Origin of the sequence: Pannus brasiliensis CCIBt3594, from assembly GCF_036688125.1 — a bacterium.
Classification (GTDB): domain Bacteria; phylum Cyanobacteriota; class Cyanobacteriia; order Cyanobacteriales; family Microcystaceae; genus Pannus; species Pannus brasiliensis.
On record NZ_JBAFSM010000001.1, the window covers coordinates 154,143 to 172,100 of the forward strand.

The 17,958-nt window shown below is 50.4% G+C and carries 14 protein-coding genes; 12 read left to right on the forward strand and 2 right to left on the reverse strand.

Annotated elements, in window-relative coordinates; all coding sequences use genetic code 11:
• Positions 1-44 precede the first annotated feature (44 nt).
• From V0288_RS00855 to speA, 7 genes are all read left to right on the forward strand, one after another.
• Positions 45-524 carry a YbjN domain-containing protein gene (locus V0288_RS00855; protein ID WP_332863102.1) on the forward strand — a complete coding sequence of 160 codons (480 nt, stop codon included), beginning with the start codon at positions 45-47 and terminating at the stop codon, positions 522-524.
• Between the two features lie 46 nt (positions 525-570).
• A complete protein-coding gene (locus V0288_RS00860) occupies positions 571-1,248 on the forward strand; it encodes a lipoate--protein ligase family protein (RefSeq protein WP_422661862.1) in 678 nt (225 codons plus the stop codon).
• A gap of 377 nt (positions 1,249-1,625) precedes the next feature.
• Positions 1,626-2,681, forward strand: a complete 1,056-nt coding sequence (gene psbD, locus V0288_RS00865) for a photosystem II D2 protein (photosystem q(a) protein) (protein ID WP_332863005.1) — start codon at positions 1,626-1,628, stop codon at positions 2,679-2,681.
• Positions 2,665-4,047, forward strand: coding sequence for a photosystem II reaction center protein CP43 (gene psbC, locus V0288_RS00870; protein WP_332863104.1), 1,383 nt, complete (start codon positions 2,665-2,667; stop codon positions 4,045-4,047). The genes psbD and psbC overlap by 17 nt, the downstream gene beginning before the upstream one ends.
• A gap of 240 nt (positions 4,048-4,287) precedes the next feature.
• Positions 4,288-5,295, forward strand: coding sequence for an AAA family ATPase (locus V0288_RS00875; RefSeq protein ID WP_332863105.1), 1,008 nt, complete (start codon positions 4,288-4,290; stop codon positions 5,293-5,295).
• Between the two features lie 27 nt (positions 5,296-5,322).
• On the forward strand, positions 5,323-7,932 hold the full coding sequence (locus V0288_RS00880; RefSeq protein ID WP_332863107.1) for a S8 family peptidase: 2,610 nt from the start codon (positions 5,323-5,325) through the stop codon (positions 7,930-7,932).
• Positions 7,933-8,091: 159 nt separating this feature from the next.
• Positions 8,092-10,131: a biosynthetic arginine decarboxylase gene (speA, locus tag V0288_RS00885; protein WP_332863108.1), complete on the forward strand. Its 2,040-nt coding sequence runs from the start codon at positions 8,092-8,094 to the stop codon at positions 10,129-10,131.
• A 475-nt stretch (positions 10,132-10,606) separates the two neighbouring features.
• On the opposite strand, the gene V0288_RS00890 is transcribed toward speA, so the two are convergent.
• Together V0288_RS00890 and V0288_RS00895 are read right to left on the reverse strand one after the other, a co-directional pair.
• Entirely contained in the window at positions 10,607-11,074 is a 468-nt protein-coding gene (locus tag V0288_RS00890) for a TspO/MBR family protein (protein ID WP_332863181.1), read from the reverse strand.
• A 70-nt stretch (positions 11,075-11,144) separates the two neighbouring features.
• Positions 11,145-11,483 (reverse strand): translation initiation factor, encoded by a 339-nt coding sequence (locus V0288_RS00895; protein ID WP_332863109.1) that lies wholly within the window; start codon positions 11,481-11,483, stop codon positions 11,145-11,147.
• Between the two features lie 236 nt (positions 11,484-11,719).
• Here V0288_RS00895 and V0288_RS00900 point away from each other — a divergent pair, with 236 nt between their 5' ends.
• The 5 genes from V0288_RS00900 to V0288_RS00920 all read left to right on the forward strand — a co-directional run bounded on the left by V0288_RS00900 (position 11,720) and on the right by V0288_RS00920 (position 17,913).
• Positions 11,720-12,637 (forward strand): DUF8173 domain-containing protein, encoded by a 918-nt coding sequence (locus tag V0288_RS00900; RefSeq protein WP_332863110.1) that lies wholly within the window; start codon positions 11,720-11,722, stop codon positions 12,635-12,637.
• A 234-nt stretch (positions 12,638-12,871) separates the two neighbouring features.
• Entirely contained in the window at positions 12,872-14,329 is a 1,458-nt protein-coding gene (locus tag V0288_RS00905) for a cytochrome ubiquinol oxidase subunit I (RefSeq protein ID WP_332863111.1), read from the forward strand.
• Positions 14,330-14,345: 16 nt separating this feature from the next.
• Complete coding sequence (gene cydB / locus V0288_RS00910; protein WP_332863112.1) at positions 14,346-15,359, forward strand: cytochrome d ubiquinol oxidase subunit II; 1,014 nt, start codon at positions 14,346-14,348, stop codon at positions 15,357-15,359.
• Between the two features lie 103 nt (positions 15,360-15,462).
• Positions 15,463-16,935 carry a signal recognition particle protein gene (ffh, locus tag V0288_RS00915; RefSeq protein ID WP_332863113.1) on the forward strand — a complete coding sequence of 491 codons (1,473 nt, stop codon included), beginning with the start codon at positions 15,463-15,465 and terminating at the stop codon, positions 16,933-16,935.
• 111 nt (positions 16,936-17,046) lie between these two features.
• Positions 17,047-17,913, forward strand: coding sequence for a TdeIII family type II restriction endonuclease (locus V0288_RS00920; protein ID WP_332863114.1), 867 nt, complete (start codon positions 17,047-17,049; stop codon positions 17,911-17,913).
• Positions 17,914-17,958: the final 45 nt, after the last annotated feature.

The following is a 17,958-nucleotide window of genomic DNA, read 5'->3' on the forward strand; positions in this document are numbered from 1 at the left end:
GAGGTCTAGTAAGATCGGGATCGATCGAGTTTAGGGAAATCTGTATGACCGCGGAAAGTTTATCCACCACCGAGGAAGTGTTGGAAACGATGACCGATGAATTTATCGCCAACACTAGCACGCACAAGGAGATGATCGAGACGGTGATCTCCAGTCTCCAGCAGAATGATAGCGCGATGGTACAGGAATCCGGCGACGGCTATCTCTGGAAGTTCGAGTATGGAAGCGTCGAGGTTTTCGTACAGTTAACCGGGGAAAGCGACGATGATTTTCTCTCGGTTTGGTCGTTTGTCCTGAAACTCCCGGTCAAAGATGAACTCGGATTAATGCGAAAAGTCCTAGAGATGAACTGTTCCGAGACGTTTGAAGCGCACTTCGGGATTATGGAAGATCGTCTCGTGGTGATCTCCCAGCGTACCGTGGCCGATCTCGCTCCGGGGGAAATCTCTCGATCGATCACCCTGGTCGCGACGGTGGCCGATAATAATGATGAGTATTTAAAAGAAACTTTCGGTGGAACCTAACCTCTGGCGGTATATTCCCCCGCTAGTCGCGTCCGGAAACGTCCAGATGGCGATCGATACCTGGCTACTGGAACAACATCACCGTCACGGTCATCCCCCCGCTCTCCGATTCTATCGCTGGTCGTCCCCGACGATCTCCCTCGGCTACCATCAACGCCGTTACCCGGATTTCTGGAACGATCTGTCGATCGATATCGTGCGTCGTCCCACGGGAGGGCGCGCGGTCTTGCACGACGGCGATTTAACCTACGCGGTAGTAACTTCGGGCTTATCCGGTAATATCTCTCAAGTTTACGGGCGGATCTGTCAGTTTCTGATCGAGGGATGGCGATCGCTGGGAGTCGAATTACACTACGGCGAGGCCGGACGGGGCTATATTCACTCGGCCAATTGTTTCGGAACCGCCACCGCGGCCGACCTCGTGGATGGCGACGGGAATAAATTTATCGGTAGCGCCCAACTGAAACGGGAGAATTTCGTCTTACAACACGGTTCGATGCTCCTCGGCGGCGATCGAACCTTATTTGAAAAGGTTTTCGGGACACCGGCCCCGGCATCGGTCGTCGCGGGATTCTCGATCGCGACGGCGATCGAAACCCTGAAAACCTCGGCCGCCAACTGTTTCGCCTGTCAACTCGTCCCGAGTCCCCTGTCCCCGGCGGAATGGCGGGAAATCGACGCTATAGCGGGAAGATTAGCCTCCCGAGCGCGAGGGAGCGGCTAGATTCGGATTTGCCTCGATCGACCGGTTTAAATATTTGTAAAGAGCGCATTGACAAAAAACAGGTCTCGTGAATCGAGAAAGATTATGAGTCAGCTTGTATCGAAATGTAATTTTTTGCTAATAATGAGTAAAGCTAGTTTCCGGGATCGGGGAAGTGAAACCCCGCCCGGAGTCGCAATTATCCCTAGCTTGTGCTAGTTTAAGAAACGTTAATCTTTCGGGGGTTCGAGAGATTGACGGGCGATCGCACCCTCTCTAGTTCCTCTAGCGGGATCGTCGCGATGGCCACATCTTATAAGACAATGGGAATAACTCCCATCTCAAAAACGTTAAGAAATCTTGCCCTTGATTTCAGTTAAGCAAGAGGAAAATCCCCTATGACCATAGCAGTCGGACGCGCCCCGGAAAGAGGGTGGTTTGATGTAGTAGACGACTGGCTCAAAAGAGACCGCTTCGTCTTCATCGGCTGGTCGGGTTTACTACTCTTCCCCTGCGCCTACCTGGCCCTGGGGGGATGGTTAACCGGAACCACCTTCGTCACCTCCTGGTACACCCACGGGTTAGCCAGTTCCTACCTGGAAGGCGGCAACTTCCTCACCGTAGCCGTATCCAGCCCCGCCGATGCCTTCGGACACTCCCTCCTGTTCCTGTGGGGACCCGAAGCGCAAGGTAACTTCACCCGCTGGTGTCAGATTGGCGGTCTCTGGCCGTTTGTCGCCCTCCACGGAGCTTTCGGACTGATCGGCTTCATGCTGAGACAGTTCGAGATCTCCCGTCTGGTCGGCATCCGTCCCTACAACGCCATCGCGTTCAGCGGCCCGATTTCCGTATTCGTCAGCGTGTTCCTGATGTACCCGCTCGGACAATCGAGTTGGTTCTTCGCCCCCAGCTTCGGGGTGGCGGGAATCTTCCGCTTCATCCTGTTCCTGCAAGGGTTCCATAACTGGACGCTGAACCCCTTCCACATGATGGGGGTAGCCGGTATCCTCGGCGGCGCGTTACTGTGCGCCATTCACGGGGCGACGGTAGAAAACACCCTGTTCGAGGACGGCGAGGGTTCCAACACCTTCCGCGCCTTCGAGCCGACCCAAGCGGAAGAAACCTACTCGATGGTAACGGCGAACCGTTTCTGGTCGCAGATTTTCGGGATCGCTTTCTCGAACAAACGCTGGTTACACTTCTTCATGCTCTTCGTCCCCGTGACGGGATTGTGGATGAGTTCCGTCGGTATTGTCGGGTTAGCGCTGAACCTGCGGGCTTATGACTTCGTATCTCAGGAATTGAGAGCGGCGGAAGACCCCGAATTCGAGACTTTCTACACGAAAAACATTCTACTGAACGAGGGTCTGAGAGCTTGGATGGCTCCTCAAGATCAACCCCACGAAAACTTTACATTCCCCGAGGAGGTTCTACCCCGTGGTAACGCTCTCTAATATTCCCGCCGGAAGTGGACGTGACCAAGATTCTAGCGGATTCGCTTGGTGGTCTGGTAACGCCCGTCTGATCAACCTATCCGGTAAACTCTTGGGCGCTCACGTCGCTCACGCCGGTCTGATCGTTTTCTGGGCCGGGGCGATGACCCTGTTTGAAACCGCCCACTTCATTCCCGAGAAGCCCATGTACGAACAGGGCTTGATCCTACTTCCCCACCTCGCCACCCTCGGTTTCGGGGTCGGCCCCGGCGGTGAAGTGGTCGATACCTTCCCCTTCTTCGTCGCGGGTGTTCTCCACCTGATTTCCTCTGCCGTTCTCGGTTTCGGTGGGATTTACCACGCTCTCCGCGGTCCGGAAACCCTAGAAGAATATTCCAGCTTCTTCGGCTACGACTGGAAAGACAAAAACCAGATGACCAACATCATCGGCTACCACCTGATCCTGCTCGGATGTGGCGCGCTGTTGTTGGTGTTCAAAGCCATGTTCTTCGGCGGTGTCTACGATACCTGGGCGCCCGGTGGTGGTGACGTTCGCGTGATCACCAACCCCACCCTGAACCCCGCGGTGATCTTCGGTTATCTAACCAAAGCTCCCTTCGGTGGCGAGGGCTGGATCATCAGCGTCAACAACATGGAAGACATCATCGGCGGTCACATCTGGATCGGTCTGATCTGTATCGCCGGCGGTATCTGGCACATTCTCACCAAACCCTTCGCTTGGGCGCGTCGCGCGTTCATCTGGTCGGGTGAGGCTTATCTTTCCTACAGCCTCGGCGCGCTGTCCATGATGGGCTTTATCGCCGCGGTTTACGTGTGGTTCAACAACACCGCCTATCCCAGTGAGTTCTACGGCCCCACCGGGATGGAAGCCTCTCAAGCGCAAGCTTTCACCTTCCTCGTCCGTGACCAACGCCTGGGCGCGAACGTCGCTTCGGCGCAAGGCCCCACCGGTCTCGGTAAATACCTGATGCGCTCTCCGACCGGGGAAATCATCTTCGGTGGTGAAACGATGCGCTTCTGGGATTTCCGCGGCCCCTGGTTAGAACCCCTCCGCGGTCCGAACGGTCTGGATCTCGACAAGATCCGGAACGACGTTCAACCCTGGCAGGTACGTCGCGCGGCGGAATACATGACCCACGCGCCCCTCGGTTCGCTCAACTCCGTGGGTGGAGTTATCACCGACGTTAACTCGTTTAACTACGTGTCTCCCCGCGCTTGGTTGGCGACCTCCCACTTCACGCTCGCGTTCTTCTTCCTCGTCGGACACCTGTGGCACGCGGGTCGCGCTCGCGCCGCGGCGGCCGGTTTCGAGAAAGGGATCGATCGCGAGACGGAACCCGTACTCGCTATGCCGGATCTCGACTAATTTCGGTTAGTCCGGTCTAATAGGCTCCCGTCCCCGCGGCGGGAGTCTTTTTACTGAATAGTATTGACGAATATTTTTGATAAATATTTTTGATGAATAAAGGTTACAGGCTCACGGATATCCCCTAGCAATCCGAGTAAGATAGGTATTTTGAAGTTGTGTAACAAACAGCACGGCACTCGCCTGTAAGTACAATAGTATTGTAGATAGGCTTGATACGCGCCAGTTTTAAAAAAGAAAATGAAAGGGGAACTGCTAAAAAGGTTATTTAGGGCGATCGCTAGTGATGATACAACGGCGATCGACAAGTTAACCTATTTAGTGATCGAGGAGGAACGTCAAAAAGGGCATACCCTACTGGCGGAACAGCTAGAACGGATTAGAAAACAACGGAAATCTGAAGTGCCTACCGTCGAGGGGGCGAAAAAAGCCGCCGTTATCGCCCCCGACACGATCCAAGCCCTACAAGAATTACCGACCAACAAGCGTCTCAATTTACCGCTCGTTACTTTTATTCCGAGAGAGCGGCTTCGCCATCACATGATCTTGCCGGAGGCGGTTGAAAAGCGTTTCCGAAGGATCGAGCGCGAATACGCCGCTAGGGATAGACTCGCTCATTATGGCTTACGATACCGACAGAAAATTCTTTTGTACGGTTCTCCGGGCTGTGGAAAGACGTTAGGAGCGGAGCGTTTAGCGTGGAATACGGGTTTACCTTTGCTGAAAGTTCGATTTGACGCGATGGTATCTTCTTATTTAGGGGAGACCGCCAGTAATTTACGTTTAGTTTTCGATAAAGCTTCCGAAAACCCCTGTTTGTTATTTCTCGATGAATGTGACTCGATCGCTAAATCGAGAGAAGATATTCAGGAAGTGGGAGAAATGAAGCGGGTTGTTAATACTTTTTTACAAATCCTCGATGATTATGAAGCGTCTTCCGGGCTTTTAGTGGCCGCGACGAATTTGGATAAATCCTTGGATAGCGCCCTGTGGAGACGGTTCGATGATGTGATTGAAGTCCCCAAACCCGGAAAGGATGAGCTACAATCGATCTTAAAGCAAAATCTGTCAGCGATCGAGACCGGTGTGATCGATTGGGAGACAATCATCCAAAAAATGGATGGTTTTTCCGCCGCTCAAGCCGTCCGAGTCGCCCAAGATGCCGCTAAACGTGCCATTCTAGAACGGGAAGACTTAGTTATCCCCGAACATCTAGAAGAGGCTATCAAAGAAATTCAATCATCTTAAGTCATTAATTGAATACGTCGATCGTCCATGCCTACCAATTCTAAAAAATTCCCTCACATCCCTCTTGAATTAACAACAACAGGAACAGCCGCTCCTATTCGTGGAGGTTCAAGAAAGAAAAATCCGATTACCGCCGCTAATTTTGGCAATCGCACGGGTCACGGAGGTAAATTAAAAAGTTCTGTATATTCTATTATCGCTTATTGGGAGCAGGAAGAAAATGATCGAGAACGAGAAAATAAGCCAAGCCTTCCTCCTGCTCGCCGTCTGATTTTACAGATCGATCCTAATTCCTTTGATGCTGAATCTCTTAAAGGTTTTGGAATCGAAGTGATTGCTGAATTAGAAGACGGTTATATTATTGGAGCATCGTCCGATTTAGAATTATCTAAACTACAACAAAAAATTGATAAATTTATCAGTGAAGAGTATGGAGGCAACAAAGTAGCTGAAATATGGGATATTATTGAAGGGTATAAGAAAATAGACTATATTTTGTCCCCTGAACTTTTAGAAAATTGGGATAAAATCAAAGACAATCAACTTGAAATTGTAGACGTGGGAATTTCTTGTTTAGGCACCAAAAGCCAATTACCAGATTATCCCATTCAAAAAGACAATGAGAGCAACGAACGTTACTCAAAACGTGTTAATGATTGGATAAATAAACGAAACATGACTTATGAAGAATGGGATAATTTAAAATTTATTAGAGAAGAAGAGCTTGAAAATTTTCTTCAAGATTGTCAGGGAAAGATCTTGTCAATACTCGATGGAGATATTCCTAATTCTGCCATTTTACCTGATAGCTTTACTTGTCGTATTCAGATTTCAGGAAGAGGGTTAAAATATTTGGTTTTTAACTTTCCTTATCTTTTTGATGTAAGTAGACCAGATGAAATTTTAGAATTTATAGAGAATCAAAATATTATCGATAAAAATGAAACTCCTTTTCATTTAGAATCACCTCCTGAAAATGCACCTCAAGTCTGTGTTATTGATAGTGGGATTCAAGAGGGACATCGCTTGTTAAGAAATGCGATCAGATATACTGATTCATTTTCTTGGGTTCCACAAGATGATATGACCGCAGATCTTGTTGAGGGTGGAGGCCATGGGACACGAGTAGCGGGTGCGATTCTATATCCTAGAAGTATTCCTCGTCAAGGAACGAACCAAGCGGTTTGCTGGATACAAAATGCCAGAATCTTAAACGATCAGAAAGAGTTGCCAGATACATTGTTTCCTCCAAACATTTTAGATGAAATAATTGAGTTTTATCATAAACAAAAGGGGACGAAGTTATTTAATCATTCCATAACCGGAATTGTACCCTGCCGAACAGGTTACATGAGTGCTTGGGCTTCCGCAATCGATCAGCTAACTTGGCAAAATGATATTCTTTTTATTGTAGCTTCTGGAAATCTACCTTCAATTAATACCTCACAATTTCAAAATCATATCACTCGGTTATCTGTGAAAGAGCATTTGCAAAGAGAGAGAGCTTATCCTCACTATCTACTTGAAAGCTCTTGTCGGATTGCTAATCCCGCACAAAGTTTACAATCTTTAACCGTTGGATCAATAGCGCTAACTTCTTATTCTAATTTTCCTTTTAAATCTATTGCGGAACAAAATCAACCCTCCGCTTTTTCTTGTACTGGTTTTGGCATTTGGAATACTATTAAGCCAGAGGTCGTAGAATACGGAGGAGATTTTGTTATTAATGAAAATAACAAAACTGATCTTGCTACACATAGTGAGGTTTGCCCTGAATTAGTCCGTTCAACTTTAGGCGGGAGTAGCCCGGCTTTTGCTAGGGATAGTGTAGGAACTTCATTTGCCACGCCAAAAGTTACCCATATAGCGGCTTGTTTACAGGCTGAATTTCCGAAGGAAAGTTGTTTACTATATCGAGCGTTAATCGTACAGTCAGCCCGTTGGCCAGAATGGACAGAATCTAGTGATCTTAATAAACGAGATATTCTTCGGATGATCGGTTATGGGATTCCTAACCTCGATCGAGCGATAGAAAATACTCAGAATCGTATTACTTTAATCACGCAGGGTGAGAGAACTATTCAAGCGAAATATGCTCATGTTTATCAAGTTAAATTACCAGATGACTTACGATCTCAAGGGGAAGATATCGATATTTTGCTAGAGGTAACGCTATCTTATAAAGCTCAACCCCGTCGGACGCGACGGAATCATCGAAAGTATTTATCTACTTGGCTAGATTGGGACTGTAGTAAAAGAGGAGAAGAGCCCGATCGCTTTCTCAATAGAGTTCTGAAAGAATATGATGCACTCGAAAATACAGAAGAAGGAGAAGGTTTATTTAAATGGACGCTAGGTAAACAAAAAAATTATGGATTAATCAAAGATGTATCTAGGACGCTAGGAACCCTACAAAAAGACTGGACAAAAGTAAAGTCCTACGAACTAAGAGAAGCTTTCTGTATCGCGGTTGTCGGGCATGAAGGATGGAATAACGATCCTGACGCTTCCGTTCCCTATACTTTGGTCGTTAGTTTTGAAGCCTTGAATGTCGATATCCCAATTTATACAACTATCTCTCAAGCGCAAACACAAATAGAAGTTACCGAAACAGTGCGATTACGGGCTGGACAGTAAAAAAGCGATCGAAATTCAAGTATTCAAAAATTCAACATTTAAACGAACTCTAGAATTATACCGATCGCAGAAACCCCACTCCCGACAACGCCCTGTCTCCCGGAAGCGATCGAGCTAAAATAGTAGATCGGATTGTCACCGGGGACTAGAAAAAGCGAGATGACGGGAAAAACGCGCCTGAAAAAAGAAGAATCGCCACTCGCGCCGATCGATCTGGCGATCGAAAACGGGGGGGCGATCGAGAAAGTTGCCCCGGTTCGGAAGTGGTCGATCGAGGATAGCGAGAATCTGTACCGGATTCAAGGCTGGGGAGAACCCTACTTCTCGATCAACGCGGCGGGACATATTACCGTCTCGCCCCAGGGAGATAGAGGCGGATCGCTCGACCTCTACGAGCTAATTTCCGCCCTCAAGCGTCGGAATATCGGTTTACCGTTACTGATCCGTTTCAGCGATATTTTAGAAGATCGGATCGAGCGCCTGAACGCCTGTTTTTCGCGGGCGATCGCCCGTTACAATTACCCCAACGTGTACCGCGGGGTGTTCCCGATCAAGTGCAACCAGCACCGGCACATCGTCGAATCCCTCGTCCGCTACGGCAAACCCTATCAATTCGGGTTGGAGGCGGGATCGAAACCGGAGCTAATGATCGCCCTGGCGACCCTAGAACCCGTCCTCGACGGCAAAAACGAGAAAAATCGCCCCTTGCTCGTTTGTAACGGCTATAAAGACAAAGAATACATCGAGACGGCTTTACTCACCACCCGACTCGGCCACAAACCGCTGATCGTTATCGAACAACTGGAAGAATTGTATCTCGCCCTACGGGTCAGTAAGGAACTGGGCATCGCGCCACACCTGGGAGTCCGCGCCAAACTGGGAACGAGAGGGAGCGGTCACTGGGGCAATTCCACGGGCGATCGGGCGAAATTCGGGCTAACGGTTCCAGAAATCCTCACCGTGGTCACGGAACTGGAAAAAGCGGGAATGTTGGACTGTCTGCAACTCCTGCACTATCACATCGGTTCGCAGATCTCCTCGATTAGCGTCATTAAAGATGCCATCCGCGAGGCCGGTCAGATTTACGTGGAACTGGCGAAAATGGGCGCGAAGATGACCTATCTCGACGTGGGAGGCGGGTTAGGCGTGGACTACGATGGCTCGAAAACCAACTTCTACGCCTCGAAAAACTACAATATGCAGAATTACGCCAACGATATCGTGGCGGAGGTGAAGGAAGCTTGCGAGGACGGGGGCGTACACGCGCCGATCCTGATCAGCGAGAGCGGCCGGGCGATCGCCTCCCATCAGTCGGTTCTCGTTTTCGATATCCTTAGCACGAGCGAGGTTCCCTGTCAACCCCCGGAGCCATCGATCGAGAAGGAACATCTCATCCTGCGGAATCTCTGGGAGACCTACGAGAATATCGACGAGCGCAACTATCAGGAAGCCTATCACGACGCGGGACAGTTCAAGGAAGAGGCGATTAGCCTGTTTAACTTCGGCTATCTCGGTCTTCGCGAACGCGCCCGAGCCGAACAATTGTATTGGGCTTGTTGCTCGAAAATCCTTCAGGTCGCCCGACAACAGGAGTACGTCCCGGACGATCTCGAAGATCTCGAACAGATCATGGCCTCGATTTATTACGCCAATCTCTCGGTGTTCCAGTCGGCGCCGGACGCGTGGGCGATCGATCAACTGTTCCCCATCCTGCCGATTCACCGACTCGATACCGAACCGACGCGACGGGGAATTCTCGCCGATCTCACCTGTGACAGCGACGGGAAAATCGATCGATTTATCGACCTGCGCGGCGACGTGAAATCGGTTCTCGAACTGCATCCCCTGGAGTACCGGGAGGGCAAAACCACCCCCGAACCCTACTATCTGGGAATGTTTCTCGTAGGGGCCTATCAGGAGATCATGGGCAACCTACACAATCTGTTCGGTGATACCAATGTCGTCCATATTCAGATGAATCCGAAGGGCTACGATATCGAGTATCTGGTGAAAGGGGACACGATTACCGAGGTTCTCGGCTACGTGCAGTATTCGGCCGAGGATTTACTCGAAAAAATCCGCCGCCGTACCGAACAAGCTCTACAAGAAAACCGGATCACGATCGAAGAATCTCAACTGCTTCTACAGGATTACGAACGTAGTCTGAGACGGTATACCTATTTGGTCGGGGGAGAGTGAACGGGGGGAAATCCCCGATCCCGCTTGTATCCAGCTTATCCTCGCGCGATCCGGGAAAAATCCCGATCGCCCCCCGGCCGTAAGGGTTTCCCTCTCTAATCCGAGAGATTTCCTTTCTCTCTCCCCGTCGGTATACTCGATATCTACCGAAAGGAAGAAGGAACGGGAGGATGGATGCCCTATACTGAGTACAGAAAGGTTGAGACAAACAAAACCCAATGAATCCGATGCCTTTCCGAGATCATGACGACTTGCCCGATATGTTCGAGAACCGCACTCCGCCACATTACCTCTAGTCGTGTATACTGGTATTGTCCACATTGCCACGAAGAAGTCCCGGATCTCGTAGGATGCTCCTCGGCGAAGAACGAGCGAGGAAAAGGCAAAAGAAATACAAGGTTTTTAAGTTGGTAGATGGCAATAAGACCTGTAGGATGAGTTAACTGTAACGCATCCTACTTTTTTTTTTCAACCCTCAAATCTCTCTAGGGTTAAGTTCCATCATCTTCCAGGTGGTATAGGTACCGATCGGACTCCAGAGGAGATAGGGAAGCAGTAAGATTCCCGCCCACGTCGAGACGGGGAAGACGAACGCCGCGAGAATCAGGCCGAGAACGAAACCCGTACCGCCGACGATCGTTCCGGCCTGGAGACTGCGAAGTTTACAGGTAACGGGAGTGTAGGCGGTGATGGTGATTTCCACGAGCAGATAGAAAAGCATTAACGGCCAGCCGTTATCCGGTCGCGCCTCCCAGACGAGGTAAGCCGAGATCGCGCCACAGATATAGATCACCGTCCAGATAACGGGAATCAGGGCTTCAAAGGTTAACCAGGACGGACGGCGGAGACGGGCGAACCAACGGACATCGCGCGGGGTCAGCGTTCCGCCCCCTAACGCGATCAGGAACGTTACCGCCCCGATCGCTAACCAAGATGGGATCATCATCGTACCTCGATCGATTTGTCTCTATCTTAGGCAACCGCGGGAAAAGGAGACTCTATCGTTCTGTCGATTATCCGCCGCTAATTTTGGCTTTATAGCCCGCTTCGGTGAGAATCTGGAGGATTTTCGAGCGTTGGTCGCCCTGGATCTCGATCGTGTTGTCTTTAATCGTTCCCCCGGTCCCGCAGGCGGTTTTTAGCTGTTTTAATAACTTGGCCAGACTTTCCGGTGACAGTTGAAAGCCCGAGATGACGGTGACGGTTTTTCCGCCGCGGCCGGAACGGGAAGCCTGTACGCGAAGGTTCTGTTGGTTCGGGGGCGCTTCGGGAACGGGACGGGCGAAAGCGTCCTCGTTACTCTCCCCGAACTCCCAATACGCGACGCGATTTTTGTCGGACGATTTACCCATGACGGTTTCTGTCTGTAGTTTCTCTCTCTAGCGTAAACCCCGCGGTGATTCTCTCTGTCAAAAGTGATAGTTTTTTTCCTATATAGAAAGAGTAATTAAAGAAGACCGCCTTGCTATTCGAGTAACGATCGATACCGATAAATTCCCCGTTTCTCAAACTTTTGTCTCGATCGATCTCGCCGGGCGCGGGATTTTTTTTCGGGAAGTACACTGAAAAGAAACGAGGGATCGAGGCGATGAAAAATCGAACGAACTTTCGACCGCTTTTGCTCCTCCTATCCGTTCTGAGCGTTATTTTCCTCTCGTCGATCGCTCTCGGTCAAACCGATATCAATATTAACGATCGAGATCTCGTCCGTATCGGGGGAGACGTGATCGTTCCCGCGGGGAAAGTGGTGGATAACGCGCGCGCGATCGGGGGCGACGTGTCGATCGAGAAAGGCGCGAGAGTAAGGGAAACGGCGATCGCCATCGGGGGGGACGTGATTCTCGGAGAAAAAGCCCGCGTGGACGGGGATGCCTACAGCATCGGGGGCGATATTGTCCGGGGCGCGGGCGCTTCGATCGGTGGCGCTTCCCGGGTCTTCACCGAGCAGGGGCGTTGGGATATGCACGGTTCCCGACAGCGGGGGATGGACGGATTCCTGTTTCACTACCTCCTCGGTCTCGCCTCGCACCTGTTGATCGTGCTGGTTAGCGGGATCGTCGGTGTTTTGCTGTTGCGGTGGCGGCCGCGATTTCTGTTGGATCTCGCGGACACGGTGCGCCAGTACCCGATCGAATCGATTTTGGCGGGATTGGGGGGAATTGTCGCCGTTATTATGCTCGCGATCTTGCTGGCGATCAGTTTAATCGGGATTCCGCTCTTGCCCCTGCTGGGTTTAAGTTTTATCGGGGTGATGTTGCTGGGAACGCTCGGCGTGGCGTTGTGGATCGGCGAGAGGGCGTGGACGAAACCGGATAGCACGATCGTCCGCCAGTTTCTCGTCGGTTTGCTAATCTTGGCGTTGATCGGCTTGGTTCCGGGGGCGGGCGGTTTGGTCTTGTCCGCGGTCAATTTGGTGGGTTTCGGCGCGGTTATTATCTGGGCGTTAAATCGACAGCGACCGCCGATCGATCGGGTCGATCGCGGTTCGATCGAGGGCGATCGATAAGGGTGTAGGAGGCAGGAGGCAGGAGGCAGGAGGCAGGGGGAAAGATGGGAATTCCGATTTTATCCGAGATTATTTAGAGGATTATTTTCGACAAGAAAACGGAAATAATATTTTTACAAATCGATGATTCAGGAATTCAATTTTTTAAAAAATCCTTCCTAAGAAAGATGATTTCTAGAAATGATTCATCCATAAATAAAGGGTCGATCGCCCTGTCAAAAAAAGGATCGATTCATGGAAATCGCCACGAATTTCTGGTCGGATACCGTCGTCCTGTCACGGATGCAGTTCGCGTTAACCGCGAGTATTCATATGCTCTGGCCCGCGCTGACGACCGGCGTGGGTATTTATTTAGTAATCATCGAGGGATTGTGGTTAAAAACCCGCGACCCGGACTATTATTATCACGCTCGATTCTGGGCGAAACTGTACGCGCTGAATTTCGGGGTGGGAGTGGCGACCGGGATTCCGATGGAGTTTCAATTCGGGACGAACTGGGGGCCGTTTTCCGAGGCCGTGGGGAATTTTTTCGGGAGCGTGATCGGGTTTGAAGCTTCGTGGGCGTTCATGTTAGAGGCCGCATTTCTCGGCATCATGTTATTCGGCTGGGAGCGGGTGAATCCGATCGTTCACTATCTCTCGACGATATTCGTGGCGATCGGGGCGAATCTCTCGACTTTTTGGATTTTAACCGCCAATTCCTGGATGCAAACGCCCGCGGGCGGGGAGATGATCGACGGGAAATTTATCGTACACGATTACTTCCGGGCGATCGCCAATCCCTTCACGGCCAAAAGTGTCCTGCATATGTTTCTCGCCACCCTAGAAACCTCGTTATTCGTCATCGCCGGGATTAGTGCCTGGTATATTCTGAAAAATCGCCATAAAGATTTCTTTTCTAAATCTTTCAAACTTTCTCTCTCCGTTATCATCGCCGTCGCCCCCCTTCAGATCTACGCGGGCCATTTGAGCGCCGAACAGGTGTATCGCTATCAACCCGCGAAACTGGCGGCGATGGAGGCACAATGGGAGACGGTTCCCGCGGGAGGGCCGGCCGACTGGAGTGTGCTGGCGTTACCGAATAATCGCGCCGAGCGAAACGATCGAGAATGGGTCATTCCCAACGCGCTCGGATACATTTTAGAACTGAAAAGGAATCTCAGCGAGCCGGTTTACGGCTTGAAGGAGTGGGAACCGAACGATCGCCCGCGTTTGGTCGGTTTAATTTACTATTCCTTCCGGACGATGGTGGGAATTGGTTTTCTGTTGGCGGGCTTGATGGCGATTAGCGTCCTCTACTGGCTGATCGGCGGACTTTCGGGTGAGAGAATCGATCGAGCGCGGTGGTTACTGCGCGCCTGGATCTTCGCCGCGCCGTTGGGATTTATCGCCATCGATACCGGTTGGATCGTCCGGTGCGTGGGACGGCAACCCTGGACGCTGTACGGGCAGATCCGTACCGTCGATTCCGCCTCGTCGATCCCGGCCGGAAACGTGGTGGCCTCTCTAAGCGGTTTTACCGTCGCGTACCTGCTTTTACTGATCGCCTACGCGTATTTCGGGAGTCGGATTATCCGTCGGGGGCCGAGATTCGATCTCCCCGTACCGAGTTTAGAACCGACGCGCCCGGCGATCGATACCACCCCCGGCGAGTTCGAGCCGAACGAACGTCCGGTAGAAGCCAAACAGTAGGATCGGAGGCGCTCGAATGGAAACTCTCGCGTATTTTCTCCCGCAAGTTTGGTTCGGAATTCTGGCTCTTTTTCTCTTTCTCTATGTCATGCTCGACGGTTTCGACCTGGGGGTGGGAATTCTCTCGCTCACGTCGTCTAACGAGGAAAGACGCGGGATTTTAATGACCAGCCTTAGTAATATTTGGGACGCGAACGAAACCTGGCTTGTGCTAATGGCCGGGGGACTTTTCGGCGCGTTTCCCCTCGCCTACGCCACGATTTTGACCGCGCTGTATATCCCGATCGTTCTCATGGTTTTCGGGTTTATTTTTCGGGCGATCGCCTTTGAATTTCGCGAGCAGGCGAAACGAAAATTCGTCTGGAATCTCTCCTTCGGGATCGGCAGTTTTCTCGCCGCGCTCGGACAGGGTTTCGCGCTCGGAGCGGTTTTAAAAGGGATCGATGTCGATGAATCGGGGCATTTTATCGGGGGGAATTGGGATTGGTTCAGTTGGCAATCGGTGCTGATCGCGCTGACGTTAATTCAGGGGTACGTGTTGATCGGTTCTACCTATCTCGTTTGGAAAACGACCGGGGAATTGCAAACCCTACACTATCGAACGGCGAAAATCGCCGCGTGGACGACGTTGGTGGGGGCGATCGCTATCACGATTTTCACGCCCATTTTCTACGAGAGCGCGCGGGAGCGTTTATTTCATCCCCCTTTAGTCTATGTTTTCGGGAGCATTCCGGTGTTGGGTATCCTGTTGATCTCGCGGCTGTTAACCAGTCTCGATCGACGCGAGGAACGCGCCCCGTTTGTCTGGACGATCTCGATCTTTTTACTGTCTTTTATCGGCTTGGGATTGGTGGTTTTTCCCTATATCATTCCCACGGAAATCACGATTTACGAGGCCGCCGCCGATTCCAGTTCCCTCGTGATCATGATTATTTTTATCGGTTTTTTAATCCCGGTCATGCTGTTTTATAACCTCTATCAATACATTGTTTTCCGGGGGAAAGTGACGGGAGGGGGTTATGGCGAGTGAGGATTTCCGCGGTGGTTGGTCGTCGCGGGCGACATCGACGACCATCGGAAGCGTGATAAGATCGATCGAGTATGTAAAATCCTAGTCCTTGAAAATCTAAATCATGTTCGACGCGCTGGCCGATCGCCTGGAAGACGCTTGGAAAAAGCTACGGGGTCAAGACAAAATCTCCTCGGCGAATATACAAGACACCCTCAAAGAAGTCCGTAGAGCCTTATTAGAAGCCGATGTAAACCTTCAGGTCGTTAAAGCGTTTATCGCCGAAGTTGAGAAACAAGCGCTCGGCGCGGACGTGATTTCCGGGGTTAATCCGGGACAGCAATTCATCAAGATCGTTTACGACGAACTCGTGAACGTGATGGGGGAAAGTAATGTTCCCCTCGCCAGCGCGGATAAACCCCCCACCGTCATCCTCATGGCCGGTTTACAGGGGACGGGGAAAACGACCGCCACCGCGAAACTCGCCCTCTATCTCCGCAAACAGAAGAAAAGCTGTTTGATGGTGGCTACCGATGTCTACCGTCCGGCGGCGATCGATCAGCTTGTTACCCTCGGCAAACAGATCGATGTCCCCGTCTTCGAGTTGGGAAGTGACGCGAATCCGGTCGATATCGCCCGTCAGGGGGTGGAAAAAGCCAAAGAACTCGGCGTGGATACCGTGATCATCGACACGGCCGGTCGTCTCCAGATCGACGCGTCGATGATGGACGAACTAGCACAAATTAAGAAAGTTGTCAAGCCCGACGATACTTTACTGGTCGTCGATGCCATGACCGGGCAAGAGGCCGCCAACCTCACCCACACTTTCCACGAACAGATCGGCATTACCGGCGCGATCCTCACCAAACTCGACGGCGATACCAGAGGGGGCGCGGCGTTATCCGTGCGTCAGGTTTCGGGACAACCGATTAAATTCGTCGGTATGGGCGAGAAAGTGGAGGCGTTAGAGCCTTTTTATCCCGATCGACTCGCCAGCCGCATTTTAAATATGGGGGATATCATCTCCTTCGTCGAGAAGGCGCAGGAACAGATCGATATCGCCGACGTGGAGAAAATGCAGGCCAAGATCCTCGAAGCGCGGTTCGATTTTAACGACTTCCTCAAACAGATGCGCTTCCTCAAGAATATGGGGTCGCTGGGCGGAATTCTGAAAATGATCCCCGGTATGGGCAAACTGAGCGGGGCGGATATCGAGAAAGGGGAAAGCGAACTGAAGCGAACCGAATCGATGATCAACTCGATGACCGCGGAAGAGCGCGCCGATCCTGACCTTTTAGCGAAATCTCCTAGCCGTCGTCGTCGCGTGGCGAGAGGTTCGGGACACTCGGAAACCGACGTGACCAAACTGATCACCAATTTCACCCGGATGCGATCGATGATGCAACAGATGGGTCAGGGACAGATGCCGGGGATGGGAATGCCCGGTATGGGAATGCCCGGTATGGGTGGCATGGGAGGAATGTTCGGCGGTGGGAATCGTCCCGCGCCGGGATTCCGCGGCTATCCCGGTGGTGGTGGTGGCGCGCCGAAAAAACCGAAGAAAACCAAGAAAAAGAAAGGTTTCGGCGAATTGTAATTCACGAGAAGTTAGCCCGGATCGATCGATCCGGGTTTTGTCTTGCTCCTTCGTTTTCCAATTAGCGATCACTCGAAATTTGCAAATAGATCATTATCAGTATTACGACCTATGGACGAGACACTAAAAAACAAAATTAAGGATGAATTGAAAGCGAATATTAGAAAATTTTTTAAAGATAAAGATAAAACTTCCTATCAAGTCTTAAATCATATCTTTCCCGCTGAACGTCGAATACGTTCCCTGATAGGGGGACTAGAAACCAGTTTGGGAAAGCAATTTTGGGAGCCGATCGCGAAAATCCTCGCAGAACTGAACGGTTTTGAAATTATATCTGAACCATTATTAATTCCTGAACCTTTCCCCAAAACACTGCGAGACGAACTCAATTCTTTAATCAATCAACGAGAGCGCAATGTTATTTCTACTCTAGACTGTATCGCAAGGCTCAGGCGAGCCGCCGCCGAATCTAACTTTGAAAATGTGAATTTTGTACCGCCGCAATCAGGCACTGGAGTCGATATTTATCTCAAAAAAGATAACATCGAATATCTTTTCGATATTAAAACGGCACAACCAAATCAAGGGCTTCTTAATTCCTTTAACGGCCAACTATTAAGATGGTATTCTTATCGATTCGCTCACGATTCTACTTGCCATGTACAAGCTCGAATTATTATACCTTTTAATCCTTATAAAAAGGACTGGTATGTATATAACAAAAGTAAGTTAAACGAGTCACATTTAGATCGAAATAATGATTTATGGGTGGGAAACGAATTTTGGGATTTTTGTTCTGGTTTTGAGAACACCTTAGAACATCTGCAAGATGTTTTTATAGACTTGGGAAAAGAAAACTTCGCCCAAGAGTTTCATGACATTTTTTACGATCCGTCAAAAATTGCCGATATTCGAGATAGAAAAGATCGCTTGGATACACCTGAGAGTGTCAAAAGAAAAACTAAAAAAACAGAATAATAGGTAACTCACAAAAACAAGTCACTTTTCGTGTTCATCAAAAAA

Excerpts from the sequence above, each read along its gene's own strand:
- V0288_RS00875 (WP_332863105.1), top strand. The coding sequence starts at position 4,288 with ATGAAAGGGGAACTGCTAAAAAGGTTATTTAGGGCGATCGCTAGTGAT.
- V0288_RS00880 (WP_332863107.1), top strand. The coding sequence starts at position 5,323 with ATGCCTACCAATTCTAAAAAATTCCCTCACATCCCTCTTGAATTAACA.
- V0288_RS00890 (WP_332863181.1), bottom strand. The coding sequence starts at position 11,074 with ATGATCCCATCTTGGTTAGCGATCGGGGCGGTAACGTTCCTGATCGCG.
- V0288_RS00855 (WP_332863102.1), top strand. The coding sequence starts at position 45 with ATGACCGCGGAAAGTTTATCCACCACCGAGGAAGTGTTGGAAACGATG.
- speA (WP_332863108.1), top strand. The coding sequence starts at position 8,092 with ATGACGGGAAAAACGCGCCTGAAAAAAGAAGAATCGCCACTCGCGCCG.
- V0288_RS00900 (WP_332863110.1), top strand. The coding sequence starts at position 11,720 with ATGAAAAATCGAACGAACTTTCGACCGCTTTTGCTCCTCCTATCCGTT.
- V0288_RS00905 (WP_332863111.1), top strand. The coding sequence starts at position 12,872 with ATGGAAATCGCCACGAATTTCTGGTCGGATACCGTCGTCCTGTCACGG.
- ffh (WP_332863113.1), top strand. The coding sequence starts at position 15,463 with ATGTTCGACGCGCTGGCCGATCGCCTGGAAGACGCTTGGAAAAAGCTA.
- V0288_RS00860 (WP_422661862.1), top strand. The coding sequence starts at position 571 with ATGGCGATCGATACCTGGCTACTGGAACAACATCACCGTCACGGTCAT.
- V0288_RS00895 (WP_332863109.1), bottom strand. The coding sequence starts at position 11,483 with ATGGGTAAATCGTCCGACAAAAATCGCGTCGCGTATTGGGAGTTCGGG.
- cydB (WP_332863112.1), top strand. The coding sequence starts at position 14,346 with ATGGAAACTCTCGCGTATTTTCTCCCGCAAGTTTGGTTCGGAATTCTG.
- V0288_RS00920 (WP_332863114.1), top strand. The coding sequence starts at position 17,047 with ATGGACGAGACACTAAAAAACAAAATTAAGGATGAATTGAAAGCGAAT.
- psbD (WP_332863005.1), top strand. The coding sequence starts at position 1,626 with ATGACCATAGCAGTCGGACGCGCCCCGGAAAGAGGGTGGTTTGATGTA.